Below are 17,847 nucleotides of genomic sequence, written 5' to 3'. Positions count from 1 at the left end.
CTGCTTGCTGTTTTATAGCGTAGTTACTCCGGGGATCGGAAAATTATTATCCTATCGGAACCTGTAAAAATTTCTCAAGGTAATCAACATCTTTTTTATCTTTTACCGACATGCTGAACATCACTTCGGCAGGTTCTTTCCTTCCTATAAACCTCTGGTCGTAAAATTTAGCGATCAGTGCCTTACTATGATCTTCCCATATTATAAATAACAGATAAATATTTCCCTCTATTGGTTTTGAAAAAATTACAGATCCGCCTTCGAATCCGCTCCAGTTATTTTTTATCTCGGAGAAATTTCGTGATTGAAGCAGTTTTATCAGTTTTTGAGTTTTCATTCTTACGTAAAAGATTTTTTAAAAAAAAGTAAACCATATGCCTAAAAAGCATATGATTTACCGGTTTAAGCATTAATCTTCTTGTTCTGCGTCAAAATTGATATAATTTTCAGCAATTTCTGTAAGATTATAGTCTGTATCTTCTTCTTCCTGTAATGTTTTTTCAAGAAGATCTGCTGCTTTATCATGTCCCATGGTAAGAGCGAGCTGAACCAGTCCTCCATATGTTGCAATTTCATAATGTTCTACTTTTTGTGCAGCTATTATTAATGCTGCATCGCGTGTCATAGACCCGTCCTCAGTAGATTTTATCACTTCTTCACCTTCTTTAATGATACCTTTGATGGCTTCACATTCTTTTTTTTCAGGTGTTTCGTCAAGTAATTTAAAGACTTTTTTCCAGTCTGCTTACATGTTTTTTTGTCTGAAGCTGATGATCTTCAAAAGCATCTTTTAATTCTTCTGTAGTAGCGGCTTCCTGCATTTTGTCCAAAGCCTCTATAATTGCATTTTCAGCATAATAAATATCTTTAAGTGCTGATACAAAAAAATTTGTGAAGATTAGAGTCTTCTTTTCCATCTTCATTAACCTTTGTGCTTGCTGATGGTTTCTTGGTTGCTCCTGAAGTGCTTTCAGAAGCTCCTTTTATACTATTGGTATCTAAGATTTTCGTTGCCATTTTACTAAATATTATTTTGATTTAGAAAGATTACCTCTTTATTGTTTATAAAGAGGTAATCTTGAAAATGAATTATGAATTATTACGTCTGCCTCCAAAGCCTGATCTCCCAGAACCTGATGATCTGCCTCCACCGTGAGATGCCTGGCCTCCCATTCTGGCAATTCTTGTACGTTCTGCTTTACTCATGGATGCAAAACCTCGTCTTGAAGTTCCATTTCCTGAGCTTGAACCACGTCCGGAGCTGCTGTTACCAGATCCTGATCTTGAACCTCTACCGGATCCTGATCTTCCTGAATCTGAACCTGAATTTGATCTGGATCTAGAGCCAGAACCTGATGATCTGCCTCCTCCATGAGAAGCTTCACCGCCCATTCTGGCGATTCTTGTACGCTCTGCTTTACTCATAGATGCAAAACCTCGTCTTGAGGTACCGCTTCCGCTTCCTGATGATGAAGATCTGCCTCTTCCACCTGAACGTGAGCCAGAACCGGAGCCTGATCTAGAACCTGAACCTGAACGTCCACGCGAACCGCCTCTGCTGCCTCCGGAAGTAAATCTTCCCTGGCTATCTCTTTGCTGATTTCTGTTTCCACTATTTCCACGACCTCTTCTTCCTCTATTATCATCTTCATCATCGTCGTCGTCATAATCTTCATCATCGTCGTCATAATCTTCATCATAATCTTCATCGTCATAATCTTCATCATCATAATCATCGTCATCATAATCATCGTCATACTCATCATCAAAGTAGTCTTCATACTCTGAAAAATCATCATCATAGTCTTCATCCTGAGATGCATCATTATAACCATGATCGTATCCTAATTGGTAAACTTCTTCCAGGTTATCTGATGAATGTGAACCTCCTCTTGAACTGCGGTTTCTTGAATTTCTAGTGTTCATAATTGAAATTTTTTTATATTAATATTTAGTGATAATTATTGCTGGCCGTGACTAGTATTAGACAGCAATAACAGTTATTTATATTGTAATTATTATACAGCACCCTGATCCGGTGATGCTCTTCAAAAAGATCGTTTGAAAGGTATGATTTAATGTTTACCAAAGTTACTCATCAATCATTGGGAAAGGTATGATCTGAATCATATTAGGCTTTTATTTTTATTAAATTTATCTTAAAAAGAAGTTAATTATTTTCAACTATAATCATATATAGTTAACTTTTCAACACAGAATCCAGTTAAGTTTTATATTGAAAAGAAAATCTTATGATCTTTGATTTCATCAGAGAGTGATTTCTCTCATTTTTTAATGGTCCTTATTGTTGCTGGTAATGTTCTTTTATTTCTGTACCGGCGCTCTTCCAGAACTTTCACTAATTACCATACCACTTATGGTTTATTGCATATTAGCACTTGTGATTTCATAATACAGGGCCCACCCGCTAAATAAAATAATGATGATCCAGATCCAGAAAGGAATCGTTTGGGGTGTCTCACTTCCATTAATCAGAAAACTTTTCTGATTTCCTTTATCATAAGCGTTGATCATTAATGACAGGGTTCCGTCTACGACATCTTTATTTTTAAGTCCTTCCACTCTGATTGCCGGGCCATTGGCTACCGTAAAGCTTATTTTCCGGATTCCTTCTTTCCCTGACGGGGAGTGGCTTACTATTTTTAAAATGTGTTCCCCATCAGTCAGTTTTTTCGTATCCAGATCAAAGACAATCGGGGTTTCAAGCTCCGCAATAGGCGCTGGTCCGTCGTCAATGAACAGAAAAACCTTACTTTTATCTTTTGTCATGAATCTTATTTTAAAAAATAATACTTAATGTGATTGGTATTCTTTTCACCTGGTTTAATGAGGTATTTAAGAGAATACACAAAAGCCAATACCGTTATAACAATAACAATTCCCACAATAAACCAGTCCCAATCACTTTCAGGGCCTGTTCCATGGGTAAAATCCCGGGTAACCTCAGGCTGTCTGAGTTTGCAGGCATCACACGCAAAAGCATATACCGTAAAAAACAGAGCAGCCGCTGTAATTGTATATTTTAACGAAACTTTCATATTATTTAATCTTATCCATTATCACTTTTACTTCTTCAACCGTTACTTTCTTAGCGTTATTTCCCCAGCTAGTTCTCTCATGGTTCATAATGGCAGTAACATCTTCCGGGGTAAAATTAGCATTCATTCCAACCGGCGGCATTGTTGCAAATTCCGGTCTTGGATCGTATCCTTTCATGATTATGGTAACATATAGCTCCAGATCTCCTCCTGTCACCACAGGGCTGCCTTTCAGTGGCGGAAATGCACCGGGCACCCCTTCTCCATTAGCCTGATGGCAGGATGCACAATTTGTGGTAAAGAGTTCTGCGCCATCAGGAAGATTAGCGCCTCCCTGCTCATTCCCGCCTTCTTTTTTCTGTTGCTTATACAAAAATGCAGGTACAATTGACTTATCTGTAAAATCGGCCTGCTTTAAAGATTTTAAATAAGCAACCAACTGGAGGGCTTTAGGCGTTGCTACGATTTTTTTTCTTTTTATTTTTCAAAAATTTTTCAGGTACCTTCACCTCTACATCTCCGGGCTGCAGATAGTCTCTTTCTATAAAAAGAAATTCATAGGACGGCATTATAGAGGCTTCTACAGCAGCACGGGGCTGGTACAAATGGATCAGATGCCATTCGGCGCTGGGCTGCCGTTCTCCGACATTGGTAAGATCCGGCCCTGCCCTTTGTGTTCCCATCAGATTGGCTGTATTTCTCCAGAAATCTGTTCTCCTGTTAATCGCAAAATCAGCAGGAATACTGGGTCTCTTTCCAAAAACATTATCCATTTCAACATTCCTGACTTGCTGGGTGTGACATGCCACACAGCCATTTTCTATGTATACCATTTTCCCGGCTCTTTCCTCTTTCGTCAATACTTTTGATTGCCTTGGCAGCGGTTTATTAATTCTCTGATTATCCAGTGCAGGCAATACTGCAATGTATAGGGTAAGGAAAACAAAGAGGCAAAGAGCTGATCCAAATAATATTCTATGATCATTTAATAGTACCATAATTGTTTTTTTTTAAGAATTGAACTCTGTATTTCTGAACTGTTTTTTTGCTGCCAGAATTTCGGAAGGCGTCCGGGGAATCCTGAAGCTTTCCTTTGTTCTTACCATCCTGTAAAAATTATAGGCAAAAATCAAATGCGAAATCCACATAAACAGCCCTCCGATAGCTCTCCATAACCAGAAAGGAAACATGTTGATGACTCCGTCAATAAAAGGCTTTTTCTTCATCCACATCAGTCCGGTTTGCGTACCACCAATCATTAAGGCAATGACATACATCAGCAGCCCCAGCAGAGCAAACCAAAAGTGTATCCCTACCAGCAATTTCGGGGGTTCTTTTCCTGTAAGCCTGGGAATCAGAGTATAAGAAAATCCCCAGAGCATAAACGTAATGATTCCGTACATTGTGAGGTGGGAATGGGAAACGGTAAAGTCTGTAAAATGCCACAGTAAGTTGGTATACCTGAACGCTTCTACCGTTCCCTGAAATGAGCCTGTGAAATAAAAAATAATCGCCATGAAATAAAAAGGAAGTGTATAGCTTGTCTTTAGCTGATACCAGGCATTATTGAAAGTCAGCAGAAAGTTGGTTGTTCCTGCCGCTACCGGAATAAGCATCCCCATACTTGCAATAATAGCCGTAGTCTGTAACCTCCATGGGATAGCACTGAAAATAAAATGATGGGTTCCTATTAAGGTATAAAAAAGGATATGGGTCCAGAATGCCAACGCTCCCAAACTGTAAGAATAAATAGGCTTATTGAGCTGCTGGGGAAGAAAATAATACATGAGCCCCAGGTTGATCATCATAAACCACATCCCTATTGCCTGATGCATATAGTAACCCTGGGTAATGGTTTCTCCGACTCCATCCTGCCAAATAGGTGAATATCCTACTATAATTACGATGACAATAAACATAAAACCAGCAATAATGTACCAGTTTGAGATATAAATCTCTTTCACCACTCTTTTGGCAACGGGCTTAAACAAATTGTATGTTGAAAAAGCTACTCCTATTCCGAAAGTTCCCATAATAGGCCAGATATATTCACGATATTCTCCTCCTCCATTATTGATTCCCGCCAATAAAGATATGGTTCCCGAAAGAACAGCGACATTCATAAGAATCAATGAGATATACCCGAATTTTATATTATAGTTCTCTACATTACTTACCCTTGTAACCACATAATAGGATAATCCTACCATAGCAAGAGACGCCCATCCCCAGAATACGGCATTGGTATGGGCAGGTCTCAGCCTTCCGAAGCTCAGCCAGCTTGTATGATCTATGTCTGGTGCCACATACTTTATTCCTGCATACAGTCCGAACGACGTCCCGATAAGGAGCCAGAATATGGCAGTGCCCATAAATAACAAAATAAGCCTGGTGAGCTGGGGTGATACATAATTCAGAAAAGAGGAGGTCCTTCTTTTGCTGGGAAAAAACCTGAATTCTTCTACCGAATTAATATTGCGGACCATCCCTTTTTCATCAGAAGATGGCAAGGTTCCGGAAAGTTCATTCTCAGGTAGCTCAAATTCCAGTTCTTCTTCTCTTTTCTGATATTCCTCTATTTCTGAAAGACTTAGTTCTTTGATCTTTTTCTGTGCTTCAAGATATTCTCTACGCCTTAAAATATAGGAATAAACAGATAAAAACTTAAAGACAAGTACAATTAAACCTGCTACAATAATGATTAACATTAAAAGCAAGGTGAGCTGAATACCAGTCTGATTAAACAATGATGATTCTGCCATAACAAAATAGGTATGGATTAATGTGAGTGTAATTGTAAATTCTACAGGTTATACCCGTATTACATGTCTGTGGAATGGTCCCGGTTCAGCCTCACTAGAATGGAACATTCCAGGCTGAAAGTATAAAACTATTTGCTGTTTTTAATGGAGTCTACATCGTAAGCCGTACTGTCCATAGGCAGCGTATTGTCTCCTGAATCCGGTGTGATTTGAGCTGTTCCGGAAACAATGCTGTCTCCTGTATTCAGAGTATCGATATGAGTCTGTTCGGTTTGAGGTTGTTTTTTTACAGCTGATAATTAAAAATCCGGTAAATAACATTAACATCATAATTAATTTCATAATAATATTTTTAAGGGGTGCAAGTCAAAGGTATAAACTTATTTTGCCGTATTTTATGACTAGTATCATAATAAAGCTTTATTCTTATCTTTTTTTTAACTGATTTAAAATAGCAGCCAGCCTTATACTTAGTATTATTCCATTAATGTTATATATTTTTCTATAAGATTGTATTGATATGACTGCAATCATAACGCATACAGAATTACATTCATAAATTTGATAGTACTAAAATTTTCATCCTTATTTTTTGTTCTAGAATTAATAAACCTTCCCGCAAAGGAAGGTTTATTTTTAAATTATATGAAAGGGAGCAAATGGCCGTATAGGAAAGGTTTCCAAATCCTTACATTCTGGAGATACAGCATTCAATATAAACCCTTCATCAGGCAATGAGAATGGCAATTTATTATCTCATTTCAATCTGATATGGGTTTGTTTATGGCTGAATTATCAAAGTCATTGTACCTCATGTTTTTCTCCATGCCCTTTGTCCACTACTTCAATTTTACCGCCTGTTCCACACATACAAAATGAATCTTCTGTAAGGATTTTGTAATTATTGATAGTATCTTTTTCTGTTGTTTTCTGCCACATAGTCGGTGCAGGGATACAAGGTAAATAACCACCTGATGTAGGCTTTAATTTACATAGTCCAAATGGTTTTATGTTTGTATTTACCTGTTTATCCTGCTCTGTAGCAATATATTTTCCTTCAGCCGTAGAAAAGTTCTGGCTGACGACACTTAGGGTACTTGGCATTGTTCCCTGATTACAGGATAATTGAGCGGTATCTGTGATTTTTTGTGGCATTTTCTATCAATATTATTTCACTTTTTCACTTAGTCCTCTACCTTTCCATCAAAGTGTAACGTTTAGAGTTCTCACGGAAAGATGGCAAACATGTAAAGCCAATTGACTTTTTCACGTTAAGATATTTTGTTGGAAAAGATTACTATAAAAGCCGCAACTAAAAAATCCCTCGGACTGAGGGATTGGAAGTTAAAAATCTGGACACTCAAACGTGTTTTCTCTCCAATAACATTGAGGAATAGGACTGTTTGGGCAATGAGCCTCAATTTGTCCTGGTAAGCACACTTTCTGCCCACCGTTAATGCTTCGCAATTTCTCTTTTGAGATTTTCTTTAGATTTTTCATGGTAATAATATTTTATTGTTGCACTACAAATATAGAAAATACTCTACAAACGTAGAATAAAATTTGAAAAATTTATGGGAACCCGTAAAACCATACCAGAAAACAACTTTATATTAACATAATGAAAGGTATAAAAGATTTTTCTACGAGCCAGAGTCTAAAATAAAACGAATTGTTACTGTATTGGACTTTTTTACCTCATTTAAATATTAATATTTTCATCATAAAAATGAATTTCAAATTCCCGGCTTTTTGTCTCAAAAGTAGAATAATGATAGACTGCTTATGCTTCCCATTGGAAAAAACATCTAAATCACTTATTCTCTGAATTCGGCCAGTAACTTTCATTTAAAATTTACAATTATTCTGGCAAAGCAAATAATATTACACGACAGAACTTGACGCGTTAAAAAGTTATCCACAAAAAACCGCCTCTAAAAGTGAGGCGGCCTGTTTATTGCCGATAATATCGATTATTTAGATGTATTCTCCCATTCAAATACTTTTTCAATTCCAAATCTTTTTGCTACACTTTTGCCAGTACTTCCCGGAACCGATACTTTATTGGAAAACTGTTCATGATCTTTATCCTTCAACTCAATAAGTTTTTTCATTTGAACTTTTTCAAGATTGGGAAATTGAGGTTGATAGTCAATTTTCGATTTATCATTAAGATCCACTTTAATAGCCTTCCATAGATCATAATCTTTACCATCAGCTCTTACATCAAGAATTGCTCCAGGTAATCCATAAAATTTAAATGGGCCTACAGAATAAGGAATTTCTTTGGTAAAATAAGCAGTTATTGGAGAACCACGAAAAACAGCAGTAGCTTTCGTGCATTTATATCCTAAGATAGTTTTAGTAGCATTTTCATCTATTATCCAATCTATTTTTGGAACTTCATCATGAACAAAATAATCATTATCAGAAGAATATCCAATGCTTTCGGTAAACAGAAAATCTTTGAAATCTTTTGTATTATCAGTTTTTGAAATAAAGAAATAATCCTTTCCTTTCTTTTTTGAATTATATTGAGGATCTGTATACATGATGTTTCCATCCTGCTTAGAAATTACGTTCGTACCATCAGTATATAAGTCCTCATAAACATTAGCTATTGTAGATCGAACATTCAAATATTTTATATGTATCTGTTTTTGTGCAAACAAGCTTCCTGTTAGTAAAACTATAAAAAGAAAGTAATTTTTCATGTAACTTAATTTAAATCTGTGCTTACTTCGGTTGTTGCTTTTTGAACTCTAAATCCTTGACTTTGCAAATTTGCAATAACTCCATCTTGATATGATTGACAGGCAGTTAGAGTAGGTTGATCGGATGTAAACCATTTTTGATCGTATGGCTTTCCTTGTGCATCAAAATACGTTACCATAACACCGCATAATTGGAAAGCAACTGTAACACTTTTAGCTTCCATTTCGTTTTCTAATGCACCTTTAGCGCTCCGAAAGCTGCCAATAAAATTAATTTTTTCATGGTTTTGTAAATTTTAATTATTAACTATTTGTGATTGTAATCGTTACAAGTATACCAATATTTTTTTTATCACAATTATGGGAAACTGTAATTTTTAAAACTTTTTATTATGTAAAATAGAAGAAAGGAAAAATGAATCCCCACGTCTGAGGTGGGGATTGTTTATTTAATTCGTTTCATCAAATATTTTTTCACTTAACCTCTGTAAATCAATCAAATTTACAATACAGTAAACAATACTATATAATAAAACACAGACAGTAAAAGCGCTAAAATCGAATTGCAGGCGAAATTATCACTGTCGTAAATTAAAAATCTATTTATTTCCAATGATTTGAGTTGTGATTCAAATAAATAAAATATAGTTGCAATTACGAAGTAACCGATATATAAAGATCTGATCAATTTCAAGCTTTTTCTTATTCTTGTAATAAACTCTCTATTTTTAATTCCACCTGAATTGAAAGTGACTAACAAACCAAAACCTATAGAAAACATTATTGCTAATATAGTATACAGTGTATTCATAAATAGCTTTGTGTAATTCAATTTCAAAGTCACAGAAATAATTTGCATTTCTAAGGTCCCCGGAAATATCCCTGTAGTTTCCATTAGCTCTGGCGGCTGCAGCAATCGTTCGGCCTGTATGAACCATTTTATCTTCAATTTCCTGTGTTGCTAGCAATCTGTCTTTCGGATCCGGAACTATCTAAATGTTAAACCCATAAAGCGAACGGAGAAACATTCTGCTACAATTACCAAAGGGAATTAACTGAGAATACATGGAATTGTCTTACTTTTCATAAAGACAAGAAAATCTCCGGAGCATCTCCTAAAAATGGGCTGCTATTCCTCAGCCAAATACAAAAGAGGAAACAGAACAATTATTAATTCAAATAAAACAGCTACCTGATGAGGTGTAAAAAGATTAAGATTCCCATTTATGATGGCAGGCTGATTTTATACCAGGTTGAAGTTTGGGGGACAATCAATCAAAAGTATTCACTTGGCAATCCGCTGATTGTCAGAACTTGTGGAACTATACTAGCCAACTATACTAAATCCGGGAATTCTGAATACATAGTTGCTTTTAATTCTATTCCCATAAATAGCGTTATAGCTCATGAAGCAAAGCACATTGTTAATCTTGTATTCTGAGATAGAGGAATTATGTTAGATGTAAACAATGATGAGCATGAAGCTTATTTCCTTGATTGGGTTCGAACAAATTGAAAAATTCTTTAAACCCAAATAAAATGAAAAGTATAGAAGAAAAATTAGAGGATATAGCAGCCGGTTTGTCGGTTCCTGTGGAAAGACTGAAACTTATTGTCGATCAAATAAAGTCTAAAGACCGAATGGATGGTGATGATTTACGACAGTTAACTGATTTTAGTCTTCCTTTTACCAATACATTTGCTGAATTAGTGTTTGATAGCCCTCAAACTGTAAACAAGATGATCAAAGAAGGAAAGGTTAACTTCTTCTTATTCACAATTGTTGCAAAATTATTACAAGCAAAGGCGGATTATTTTACAATCTCAGGGAAAAACAATCAAAAGCACTTGTCAATATTCTTCGCACTTAAAGGAAAAGCGTTAACTTTGAAATAAAACTAATTAATGCATCATTTAACAAAATGTTCTTTATTCATCGAATGCTTTTTAAACGAAAGCTCCACTGAACCATTAGCAATTGGAACTGCGTTTACTTTAAAAGTGAAAACAGGAGAGAATTTTCTTATTACAAATTGGCACTGTGTAACCGGTATAAACTCCGAAACAAATACACCGCTCTCTCGCAATGGGCATACAAATCCAGAAATTTTAAATGTCCATTTTCTAAAAAAAGGGGTGTACTAATCAATGGATTGAAAAGCGAATACCTCTTATAGACGAAAATTTTCAAATCACTTACATTGAGCATCCTCGAGGAAGGGCTATTGATGTTGTTGCAATCAAGCTGCCAACTTATGACGACGTGGACATTCACAATGCTTTTGATGCGTTAATTCCCGAGGAATTTGAAAAACAAGTAACAGACATGTGTAGTATAGTAGGTTTTCCTAAAGGCATCAGTACAGCCGGGAAATTGCCAATATGGAAAAGTGGTACTATTGCAAGCGAATTAGAAATTGATCACGACGACAGACCGATTTTTCTTGTAGATGCATCTACAAGAGAGGGCATGAGTGGATCACCTGTCTATTGTATAAGTAAAGGACAAACAGTAATCGGTAATAATATAGCAATAGGCCTTAGTGAAGCACCAATCAACTTTTTAGGAATCTATTCCGGAAGAATAGGCAATGATATAGAGATAGGAAGAGTTTTTAAGCCATCATGTCTTCATGAAATATTTAAACAATATTATCAAAAGCTACGAACGCCAAAGCCTATTAATTCTTTTACTTATGTACAACAAAAAGGCCCCAATTAAGGGGCTTTTACAATTCAATTCAAACAAATTCGTTATTATTTTTCCAATCGACTAATTGTTCATGAAATTTACCCGCCATATCTCTATAATTATACATGAAATCTGCCTTTTCATAATCATGATTGATCACCTCCACAAAAAGAGAAGCAAAAACATTATATAATTCTTGATCTATGTTTTGAAATTCTATTTCGGCATTATGATAGTCGTGTTGACTATTTACATCTCCCAGAATAGCGCTTAATTTTCCTGCAAAATAATGAACGGCGTTAGAATTTATTTTTTTTCCTATTCTAAAATTTCTCTTGATATTATTGATTATACCATCATTGATTTTCTTATCCGAATAATCATAGATAAATTTTGCAGGATCATATCCCATTTTTAAATATAGATTGAACATTTTTAAATGATCAAGTTGCATTTTTATTCCTAGTAAATACTCTATACTCTTTTTCAGTATTTGGAACTATTTCTATAGCAAAGTTTTCATTGAGCTTTTCCCATAATTCTACATTTTTATAAGAAATTAATAAGTCTTTCATGTTAATTGTTTTTACAAATATAACTAAAAGCCCTCTCAATGAGAAGGCTGTTAAATTTAAATTTTGTAGAAGAATATTGTTTGTTTTGATAAGCGCGACCTTAAATTATATCCTCCTGCATTTTTCGCTAATTTTTAGTATTGTTGTAAACTTAAACCAAATAATTCAGCCATTTCCTCATAGGGGAAACTCTCTCGTCCCTCCGCTTCGATCACTTTCTTAATGTGATCATAAAAAACCTTCTCCATAATTTCATCTCGGAGCATTAGAGCTCTATCTCTAATATGTTGAAATTATTTTAGTTACACAATAGTTAGACATTATTTTTTTCAATTTCTTTTGCTTGAACTGGCATTTCTTTCTTGATCTCCTCTTGCATCTTATCCACATCCTTGATTCCTACTTTCTCCATTGTTGCTTTCTGGCTGAATAATGGCTGACCTCCGTTTACTTCCATTAAATCTCTCCACAGTTGGGCCTCGTTATTAATAATGTATGGAGTAATGATAGGTTCCGCGTCCAGATCACTATTTCGGAAGGAAGTATTCATAAGCTGGAAAAATGATTTCACAATGGACATTCTGCGCTTTAGAGCGGGAACATAGACCGACATTTTTTGCATTACATTTAAAACACAAAGATAAATAGTCTAATTCCTCAACTTTTACACATGATTCCCAACTTATTCAAATCTTCCTATATGTTTTAACAGGTTGCAAATAGAGTACTTCATGTGGATAAGAAACAAAAAAGCCCCTAAAAAGGGGCGATTTGTGACCGCAGAAGGATTCGAACCCTCACTGTCGGAGCCGAAATCCGAAGTTCTATCCATTAAACTATGCAGCCATATTCATGAATTATGAATAATAAGTAATGGCAGTTCAAAATGCCTGTATCCATTGCTTATTGATATTAGAAAGTAATCTTCACTCCTCCCAGAATCTGGGCACCCAGGACTTTGTATCCTTTGTACGTCTGGTATTTTGAGCTTAGAAGATTATTTCCGAGTGCAAAAATACTGAAATTTTTGTGAATTTTATACTCTGCGGAAAGATTTAAATCAGCATACCCCCCAACTTTATCATTAGTGTTCTCCGTAGACTGGAAAATCATATTGGGTGCGCCTACTCCTTCTATCGCATAAGAGTTTGTGGTTCTGTCACTTGCAAAGATTCCTTTGAAGCCAAGTAGCAATTTCTTGTCAAGCATGGTATATTTTGCTCCGATGCTTGCATTGAACAATGGAACATTATAAATATTGTCATAGTTCTTAAGATTGTACTTGGTAAACCTTAATTCTCCATCCACAACAAGGTTTTCCAATGGGAAATACTGAAGGCTTCCTTTGATATCGCTTACATTTCCATCATCATATATCGCTGAGAAAGTGTTTGCAAAATTATATGCAGAACGGTTCAGTGTGTATGCATTATCGAAAAGGTCATTCGCTTTAAAGAACATGATATCTTTCATCTTTCCAAAACCTGCAGAAAAATCATACTTGAACATTTCATCAATATCCCCTCTCAAACCTACATAAAAATGGTATTTAGTTTCTGTAGGCTTTAGATACTGATCAGAAAGGATAAATGGATTCGCCTGTAAAAGGTCTCCATAGGTATTCAGCTTCAGACCTCCGTCTACTCCTCCATAGAATTTAAACTCTTTAGCGGCAGCAAACTGGAATTCAGCCTGGGGGAACCAATACGTTTTGTTGTTTTTCATCCTTTCAGCCATCAGGTCATTTGAATTCTTAGCATTCAGGAATGAAAATGAAGAACCAATCATCAAATAGGAATCTCCTTTTTTGAAGGTCACTTTCGGAGCTAAATTCGTATTGAAAAAATTGGCTGAGTTTTTATCTCTGATTGCAAAATCTGTTTTTACCGCTTCCAATCCTACGCCTAAATCCGCATTCAGATTAATACCGGATTTTCCTAATTCTACAGCATGTTTGGATAAATTTGCAAGAATGGAGACCTGGTTTTCCTGAGCATCAAAATGATCTTTCAGGAAGGATGATTTCACCCTTACATCATTTAAAATTTCGTTAGAATAGAAATCATAGTATCCGTTTACTTTAAACTGATTCACTTTCTGCTTCAGGTCGACATCTCCGGCAGGCTGAAGTGCATAGATCCCGTAATAATTATAGCTGTCTAAACCATATTCCGCATTGATATTGAATTTTCCTTTCTCCCCATAGGAGTTAAGGAAAGCACCAATTGTTGCAGAAGTCTGTCCGGATTTCCAGTCGTAGTCCTTTTTGAGACCATTTGTAGAAAGAACATGCACATCCGCTCCTACTTCAAACTTATTTTCCAAGGTTTTGGAAATATTTCCATCTGCCAAGATTTTCCCATAATTCCCCATCCCAAACTGGAAATAATTATTCTGGGCCGTCCCATCGAATTTTGGAGCGACATCTTCTCCCTGAATCGTTGAGGTTTTGAAGTCTGAAACCGCTGGAACATCCGTAATGGTATATTTTACAGGATTCTGGGATTTCTCTTCCGGCGGATAATTTTTGATGGTTTCTACAGAAGTCTTCTTTTTTTCGATCTTCTTCACTTCCGGTTCTCTTTTCTTATTAAGAACCAGTTTCTCCTCCTTGATCTGGGAAAACGCAAACTGCGAAACTCCTAAAAATAATATGGATAATAATTGAATTTTTCTGTTCATTACTATTATTGTATTTATGTATTCAGATAAAATCTATCAATGATTTACTGAACATGATACTCATTTTTACTTTTTAATCTGCTTTTTTACTTCTTTTGCTTCGGCAACAATCTCTGGGAAGTCTTTATAGTTGGCAATAATCTGGTCACATGTATAGCTTGCCTGATAGGTATCTTTTAATCCTACATAATTCTTCGCCATCAGTACCAGGGCTTTTGCTCCCCAGTATTCTTCTGATGCATAATTGTTGGCAAGCTTAAAGATCGTTTCATTGGAAGACTTAAAGGCTTTCCCTTTGTTTTGATAGTAAGCTTTCGCATATAAAGCTTCTGCAGCCACTGAAGTGTTGGATGATTTTTCAAGAGAAGCATAGGCAGATTGTGCATCCTTATCTTTTCCGGAATTCATCAGGCTTCTTGCCTTGATTACTTTTGCTGTTTCCATTACTGCTGCTGAATTCTTGGAATTGGCAATCACTGCATTGGCCAGTTTTTCGGCTTCTGAAAAATTTTTCTCCTCAGCATACAGTTTCATCAGTTCTACATTTGCATAGTTTTTAATACTGATATCAGAAGAGTTTTTAATTCCCTCAAGATACTTTTTGGCTTCAGCTGTATTTCCCTGTGCAATAAAAATCTGGGCTAAACGGGTCTGGGCATCGTCCTGATAATCATTCTGAACAGCAGCTACCTCCTGTAAAACAAGGAGAGCTTTGGTAGGATTATTGGTCTGGTAATAGCTCTCTCCCAGCTCATATTTAGCCTGATACAGACCTTCTCCTGTAGGATTTTGAGTCAGATACTTCTCATAATAGGAAATTGCATTTTTATAATCTTTCTTAGAGAAATACTGTTTTCCGGTAGATAAGTTGATCTCATCAATTTCCGAAGCATCTACGTTCACACCGATATTTCTTGCAAAATTTTCATATCCTGACACGTCCCCGTTTTTGGTGAAAAGAGGTTTGGCAGCCTGAACGATTTTTTGTGCATAAGCGGTATTTTTTATACTGCTCGCCCAGGGATTTCAGTTCAGAAAGTGCTTTATCGTTCTGATTCTGGTCTATATAATTCTGAGCTCTGTAGATAGAAGCATTAGCGATCAGATCCTTATCAGAAGAGCCTTTAATTACTTTTCCGAAATAATCATTGGAATTTGCAAAATCATCCTGAGCAGCATATGCTGTTCCTATTTCATATTGCGCATCATCGTAATATTCAGAATCCGGATATTTTGATAAAAGATTTTTTAAGTTGTTGATCTTAGCCTGCGTATCTCCTTTGAAACCTAAAGCCATTGCTTTCTGGTACAGGGTATAATCTGTAGCATCATCATTTTTATCATAAATGGCAATCGCTTCGTTCAGGTCATTATTGGCATAGTGAATATCTGCAAGACGCAGCTCCGCATCATTTTTAAATTCAGGCTTCGGGTTTGTCAGATATTGTTTGAAATAGGTAGCAGCCTGATCGAATTTTTTAGATTTAAAATAAGCATACCCTAAATCATAAGGCAATTGCTGCTTTTCAGGAAAACTTTCCCCCAGGAGCTTTTCGTAACGAACAATGGCTGACGGATAGTTTCCTTTTTGGTAATAGACCTGGGCCAGCCAGTATAGAGCTCTGCTATTAAATTCTTTATTAATATTAAAACCAAGACTTCTTAAGAAATATTTCTCAGCTTCATCATAATTTCCTTTGTTGAATTCTTCCGTTCCCAGCAAATAAGATACCTCCTGGTCTACTTTATTGATCTCCGGCGTAGAACTTTGCAGTCTGTCTATCGCATTTAGAGTTTCTTTATAGTTCCCTGAATACAAATAAGACTTTACCAATAATGATCTCATTTCTGAGGCATTGGCTGCATTCTGGTTGTCATTAATATAGCTCTGGATAACCGCAGAAGGATTTTCAAATGGGTTCCCGATATCATAGCTCAGCTTTGCATACTGTTCATGAGCCAGTTTTTTCACCTTGGCATCATAGTCCATCTGGTAAGAAGAACGGAAGGCTGAAAGCGCTTCCTGTTTTTTTATCTACAGCGAGATAAGCATTTCCCAGCTGATAATAGGCATTCTGAGCCAACGCTGAATTGCTGTTGACAAGCTGGTTATAGTAAGAAACCGCTTCGTCATATTTTTTCAATTGAGCGGCCACAAATCCCATCTCATATAAATCATTTTCAGAAGGGTTCTGCTGTACATTAAGATAGTCTTTTAAATGCGGATACGCAGAAGTATAATCATTTTTCATGAAATAACTCTCCCCTATGATCTTATGAACCTCAGCTTTATAAGCATCTGAAATATTCTCATTCAGCAAAGCATTCCCTTCTGAAATTGCCTGATCATAATTCTTGTCATTGTAATACATCTGTACATAGTAAGGACGTACCAGTTTGGAGAATTTATCCTGGTCTTTGATGGAATCAAAATACTGGAAAGCCTTATCGTTCTGTCTGTTGCTGTAATACAAGTGTCCCAGCATATAGGCAATATCTCCTTTCTGAGAGGTATCAGCAGACTTGTAGGCTTCTTCCAGTGCATCAATAGCTCCTTTAGAATCCCCGGTCATAAATTTTGCATATCCCAGCTTAAGGATATATTGAGTGTTTTCTTCCTTTGACAGTTGATATTGGTTTACTTTTTTCAAAGTTTCCAATGCTTTATCAAAGTCTTTTTTAGCTAAGTAATAATCCGCTAAAGGAAGATTGGCCTGGGCAAAATAAGCGGAATTCGGGTATTCTTTCATGAAAGCAGTCAATCCTTCCTCTGCATGATTTTTCTGAAGAATGACTCCTATCACATTGTCAAAAAACTGAGCCGCTTCCTTTTTGGAACGTGTCAGATTCTGATTGTAGAAATATTGCCTGGCATATTCGTATTGGGAAGCGTTGTATATTTTGGTCTGGTAAAGATTTTCTGCTAGATTGAATCTATAATTTTCTTTCTGGGTAAAATATTGGGACTGTTGAGCTTCGGAGATTCCGAAATAAAACACGGCAGCCGCTAAAAGTATTTTTTTTGATTTCATTCTTCTCGATATAAGAAAATTAGTCTACATAAGTTAACGAAAATATTAAAAACTTATTGTTTAAGCAAGTTTTAACAGATTTAATAATTCTAAAGTATCAATTTTACAAAAATGAAATCATTTCACAACTTCATGATAAAATTTCTTACTTTAGTCTGAAAAAACGTAAACAATTTCAGCATCAGGTTTGATTTTTTTTCTATTTGATACTTTTTCAACAGCAGCTAAAAACATACCATAAATACACTCTGACATGAAATTTAAGATACTTTTAGCATTAATTTTTATCAACCTTCTTCAGGCTCAAAAGTTTTATTTTCCTAAAACAGCC

General features: G+C 35.8%; 20 protein-coding genes, 1 tRNA gene and 1 pseudogene. 2 read left to right on the top strand and 20 right to left on the bottom strand.

Features of this window, described 5'->3' with window-relative positions:
• Positions 1–46: 46 nt before the first annotated feature.
• From HX13_RS06695 to HX13_RS06650, 14 genes are all read right to left on the bottom strand, one after another.
• Entirely contained in the window at positions 47–337 is a 291-nt protein-coding gene (locus HX13_RS06695; RefSeq protein WP_050020421.1) for a hypothetical protein, read from the bottom strand.
• A 72-nt stretch (positions 338–409) separates the two neighbouring features.
• Positions 410–682, bottom strand: coding sequence for a ferritin-like domain-containing protein (locus HX13_RS25405; RefSeq protein WP_316931266.1), 273 nt, complete (start codon positions 680–682; stop codon positions 410–412).
• Positions 683–722: 40 nt separating this feature from the next.
• Complete coding sequence (locus tag HX13_RS25400) at positions 723–830, bottom strand: DUF892 family protein (RefSeq protein WP_262483498.1); 108 nt, start codon at positions 828–830, stop codon at positions 723–725.
• 37 nt (positions 831–867) lie between these two features.
• A complete protein-coding gene (locus HX13_RS22935; protein WP_202962906.1) occupies positions 868–1,017 on the bottom strand; it encodes a hypothetical protein in 150 nt (49 codons plus the stop codon).
• A 72-nt stretch (positions 1,018–1,089) separates the two neighbouring features.
• The gene (locus HX13_RS06685; RefSeq protein ID WP_050020420.1) at positions 1,090–1,926 is read right to left on the bottom strand and encodes a KGG domain-containing protein; all 837 of its coding nucleotides are present in this window, start codon (positions 1,924–1,926) and stop codon (positions 1,090–1,092) included.
• A gap of 456 nt (positions 1,927–2,382) precedes the next feature.
• Positions 2,383–2,790 (bottom strand): hypothetical protein, encoded by a 408-nt coding sequence (locus HX13_RS06680; protein WP_050020419.1) that lies wholly within the window; start codon positions 2,788–2,790, stop codon positions 2,383–2,385.
• A gap of 5 nt (positions 2,791–2,795) precedes the next feature.
• The gene (locus HX13_RS06675; protein ID WP_050020418.1) at positions 2,796–3,059 is read right to left on the bottom strand and encodes a hypothetical protein; all 264 of its coding nucleotides are present in this window, start codon (positions 3,057–3,059) and stop codon (positions 2,796–2,798) included.
• Position 3,060: 1 nt separating this feature from the next.
• Positions 3,061–3,498 carry a c-type cytochrome gene (locus tag HX13_RS23685; protein ID WP_238555105.1) on the bottom strand — a complete coding sequence of 146 codons (438 nt, stop codon included), beginning with the start codon at positions 3,496–3,498 and terminating at the stop codon, positions 3,061–3,063.
• A 10-nt stretch (positions 3,499–3,508) separates the two neighbouring features.
• Positions 3,509–4,057, bottom strand: a complete 549-nt coding sequence (locus HX13_RS23680; protein WP_238555104.1) for a cbb3-type cytochrome c oxidase subunit II — start codon at positions 4,055–4,057, stop codon at positions 3,509–3,511.
• A 12-nt stretch (positions 4,058–4,069) separates the two neighbouring features.
• On the bottom strand, positions 4,070–5,821 hold the full coding sequence (locus tag HX13_RS06665; RefSeq protein ID WP_050020417.1) for a cbb3-type cytochrome c oxidase subunit I: 1,752 nt from the start codon (positions 5,819–5,821) through the stop codon (positions 4,070–4,072).
• 801 nt (positions 5,822–6,622) lie between these two features.
• Positions 6,623–6,976, bottom strand: a complete 354-nt coding sequence (locus HX13_RS06660; protein WP_050020416.1) for a DUF4280 domain-containing protein — start codon at positions 6,974–6,976, stop codon at positions 6,623–6,625.
• A 189-nt stretch (positions 6,977–7,165) separates the two neighbouring features.
• Positions 7,166–7,321 carry a bacteriocin-like protein gene (locus HX13_RS26270; RefSeq protein ID WP_410493108.1) on the bottom strand — a complete coding sequence of 52 codons (156 nt, stop codon included), beginning with the start codon at positions 7,319–7,321 and terminating at the stop codon, positions 7,166–7,168.
• Positions 7,322–7,794: 473 nt separating this feature from the next.
• Positions 7,795–8,535 (bottom strand): GLPGLI family protein, encoded by a 741-nt coding sequence (locus tag HX13_RS06655; RefSeq protein ID WP_050020415.1) that lies wholly within the window; start codon positions 8,533–8,535, stop codon positions 7,795–7,797.
• Positions 8,536–8,540: 5 nt separating this feature from the next.
• Positions 8,541–8,759, bottom strand: a complete 219-nt coding sequence (locus tag HX13_RS06650; RefSeq protein WP_050020414.1) for a hypothetical protein — start codon at positions 8,757–8,759, stop codon at positions 8,541–8,543.
• A gap of 1,315 nt (positions 8,760–10,074) precedes the next feature.
• Between HX13_RS06650 and HX13_RS06635 the strand changes: the two genes are divergently transcribed.
• Positions 10,075–10,431, top strand: coding sequence for a hypothetical protein (locus tag HX13_RS06635; protein ID WP_050020411.1), 357 nt, complete (start codon positions 10,075–10,077; stop codon positions 10,429–10,431).
• A gap of 256 nt (positions 10,432–10,687) precedes the next feature.
• Positions 10,688–11,257 carry a trypsin-like peptidase domain-containing protein gene (locus HX13_RS06630; RefSeq protein ID WP_316931265.1) on the top strand — a complete coding sequence of 190 codons (570 nt, stop codon included), beginning with the start codon at positions 10,688–10,690 and terminating at the stop codon, positions 11,255–11,257.
• Positions 11,258–11,276: 19 nt separating this feature from the next.
• On the opposite strand, the gene HX13_RS06625 is transcribed toward HX13_RS06630, so the two are convergent.
• From HX13_RS06625 to HX13_RS06605, 6 genes and pseudogenes are all read right to left on the bottom strand, one after another.
• A complete protein-coding gene (locus tag HX13_RS06625; RefSeq protein WP_050020409.1) occupies positions 11,277–11,681 on the bottom strand; it encodes a hypothetical protein in 405 nt (134 codons plus the stop codon).
• On the bottom strand, positions 11,671–11,802 hold the full coding sequence (locus HX13_RS25395; protein WP_262483497.1) for a hypothetical protein: 132 nt from the start codon (positions 11,800–11,802) through the stop codon (positions 11,671–11,673). Before HX13_RS25395 ends, HX13_RS06625 begins: the two co-directional genes overlap by 11 nt.
• A 313-nt stretch (positions 11,803–12,115) precedes the next feature.
• On the bottom strand, positions 12,116–12,415 hold the full coding sequence (locus tag HX13_RS06620) for a hypothetical protein (RefSeq protein ID WP_128572218.1): 300 nt from the start codon (positions 12,413–12,415) through the stop codon (positions 12,116–12,118).
• A 161-nt stretch (positions 12,416–12,576) separates the two neighbouring features.
• Positions 12,577–12,648, bottom strand: a tRNA-Arg gene (locus HX13_RS06615).
• Positions 12,649–12,714: 66 nt separating this feature from the next.
• On the bottom strand, positions 12,715–14,484 hold the full coding sequence (locus tag HX13_RS06610; RefSeq protein ID WP_050020407.1) for a TonB-dependent receptor: 1,770 nt from the start codon (positions 14,482–14,484) through the stop codon (positions 12,715–12,717).
• Positions 14,485–14,550: 66 nt separating this feature from the next.
• A pseudogene (locus tag HX13_RS06605) lies at positions 14,551–17,516 on the bottom strand (tetratricopeptide repeat protein).
• Between the last annotated feature and the right edge of the window lie 331 nt (positions 17,517–17,847).

It is taken from the genome of Chryseobacterium sp. P1-3, assembly GCF_000738495.1.
Taxonomy (GTDB): domain Bacteria; phylum Bacteroidota; class Bacteroidia; order Flavobacteriales; family Weeksellaceae; genus Chryseobacterium; species Chryseobacterium gallinarum.
Note: the sequence above shows the minus strand (reverse complement) of the source record. Positions and strands in the feature narration are given on the sequence as shown.

Bases quoted from the DNA above. Each gene is read 5' to 3' on its own strand.
- HX13_RS06695 (WP_050020421.1), bottom strand. From the start codon at position 337: ATGAAAACTCAAAAACTGATAAAACTGCTTCAATCACGAAATTTCTCC.
- HX13_RS22935 (WP_202962906.1), bottom strand. From the start codon at position 1,017: ATGGCAACGAAAATCTTAGATACCAATAGTATAAAAGGAGCTTCTGAA.
- HX13_RS06685 (WP_050020420.1), bottom strand. From the start codon at position 1,926: ATGAACACTAGAAATTCAAGAAACCGCAGTTCAAGAGGAGGTTCACAT.
- HX13_RS06680 (WP_050020419.1), bottom strand. From the start codon at position 2,790: ATGACAAAAGATAAAAGTAAGGTTTTTCTGTTCATTGACGACGGACCA.
- HX13_RS06675 (WP_050020418.1), bottom strand. From the start codon at position 3,059: ATGAAAGTTTCGTTAAAATATACAATTACAGCGGCTGCTCTGTTTTTT.
- HX13_RS23680 (WP_238555104.1), bottom strand. From the start codon at position 4,057: ATGGTACTATTAAATGATCATAGAATATTATTTGGATCAGCTCTTTGC.
- HX13_RS06665 (WP_050020417.1), bottom strand. From the start codon at position 5,821: ATGGCAGAATCATCATTGTTTAATCAGACTGGTATTCAGCTCACCTTG.
- HX13_RS06660 (WP_050020416.1), bottom strand. From the start codon at position 6,976: ATGCCACAAAAAATCACAGATACCGCTCAATTATCCTGTAATCAGGGA.
- HX13_RS26270 (WP_410493108.1), bottom strand. From the start codon at position 7,321: ATGAAAAATCTAAAGAAAATCTCAAAAGAGAAATTGCGAAGCATTAAC.
- HX13_RS06655 (WP_050020415.1), bottom strand. From the start codon at position 8,535: ATGAAAAATTACTTTCTTTTTATAGTTTTACTAACAGGAAGCTTGTTT.
- HX13_RS06650 (WP_050020414.1), bottom strand. From the start codon at position 8,759: ATGGAAGCTAAAAGTGTTACAGTTGCTTTCCAATTATGCGGTGTTATG.
- HX13_RS06635 (WP_050020411.1), top strand. From the start codon at position 10,075: ATGAAAAGTATAGAAGAAAAATTAGAGGATATAGCAGCCGGTTTGTCG.
- HX13_RS06625 (WP_050020409.1), bottom strand. From the start codon at position 11,681: ATGCAACTTGATCATTTAAAAATGTTCAATCTATATTTAAAAATGGGA.
- HX13_RS25395 (WP_262483497.1), bottom strand. From the start codon at position 11,802: ATGAAAGACTTATTAATTTCTTATAAAAATGTAGAATTATGGGAAAAG.
- HX13_RS06620 (WP_128572218.1), bottom strand. From the start codon at position 12,415: ATGTCGGTCTATGTTCCCGCTCTAAAGCGCAGAATGTCCATTGTGAAA.
- HX13_RS06610 (WP_050020407.1), bottom strand. From the start codon at position 14,484: ATGAACAGAAAAATTCAATTATTATCCATATTATTTTTAGGAGTTTCG.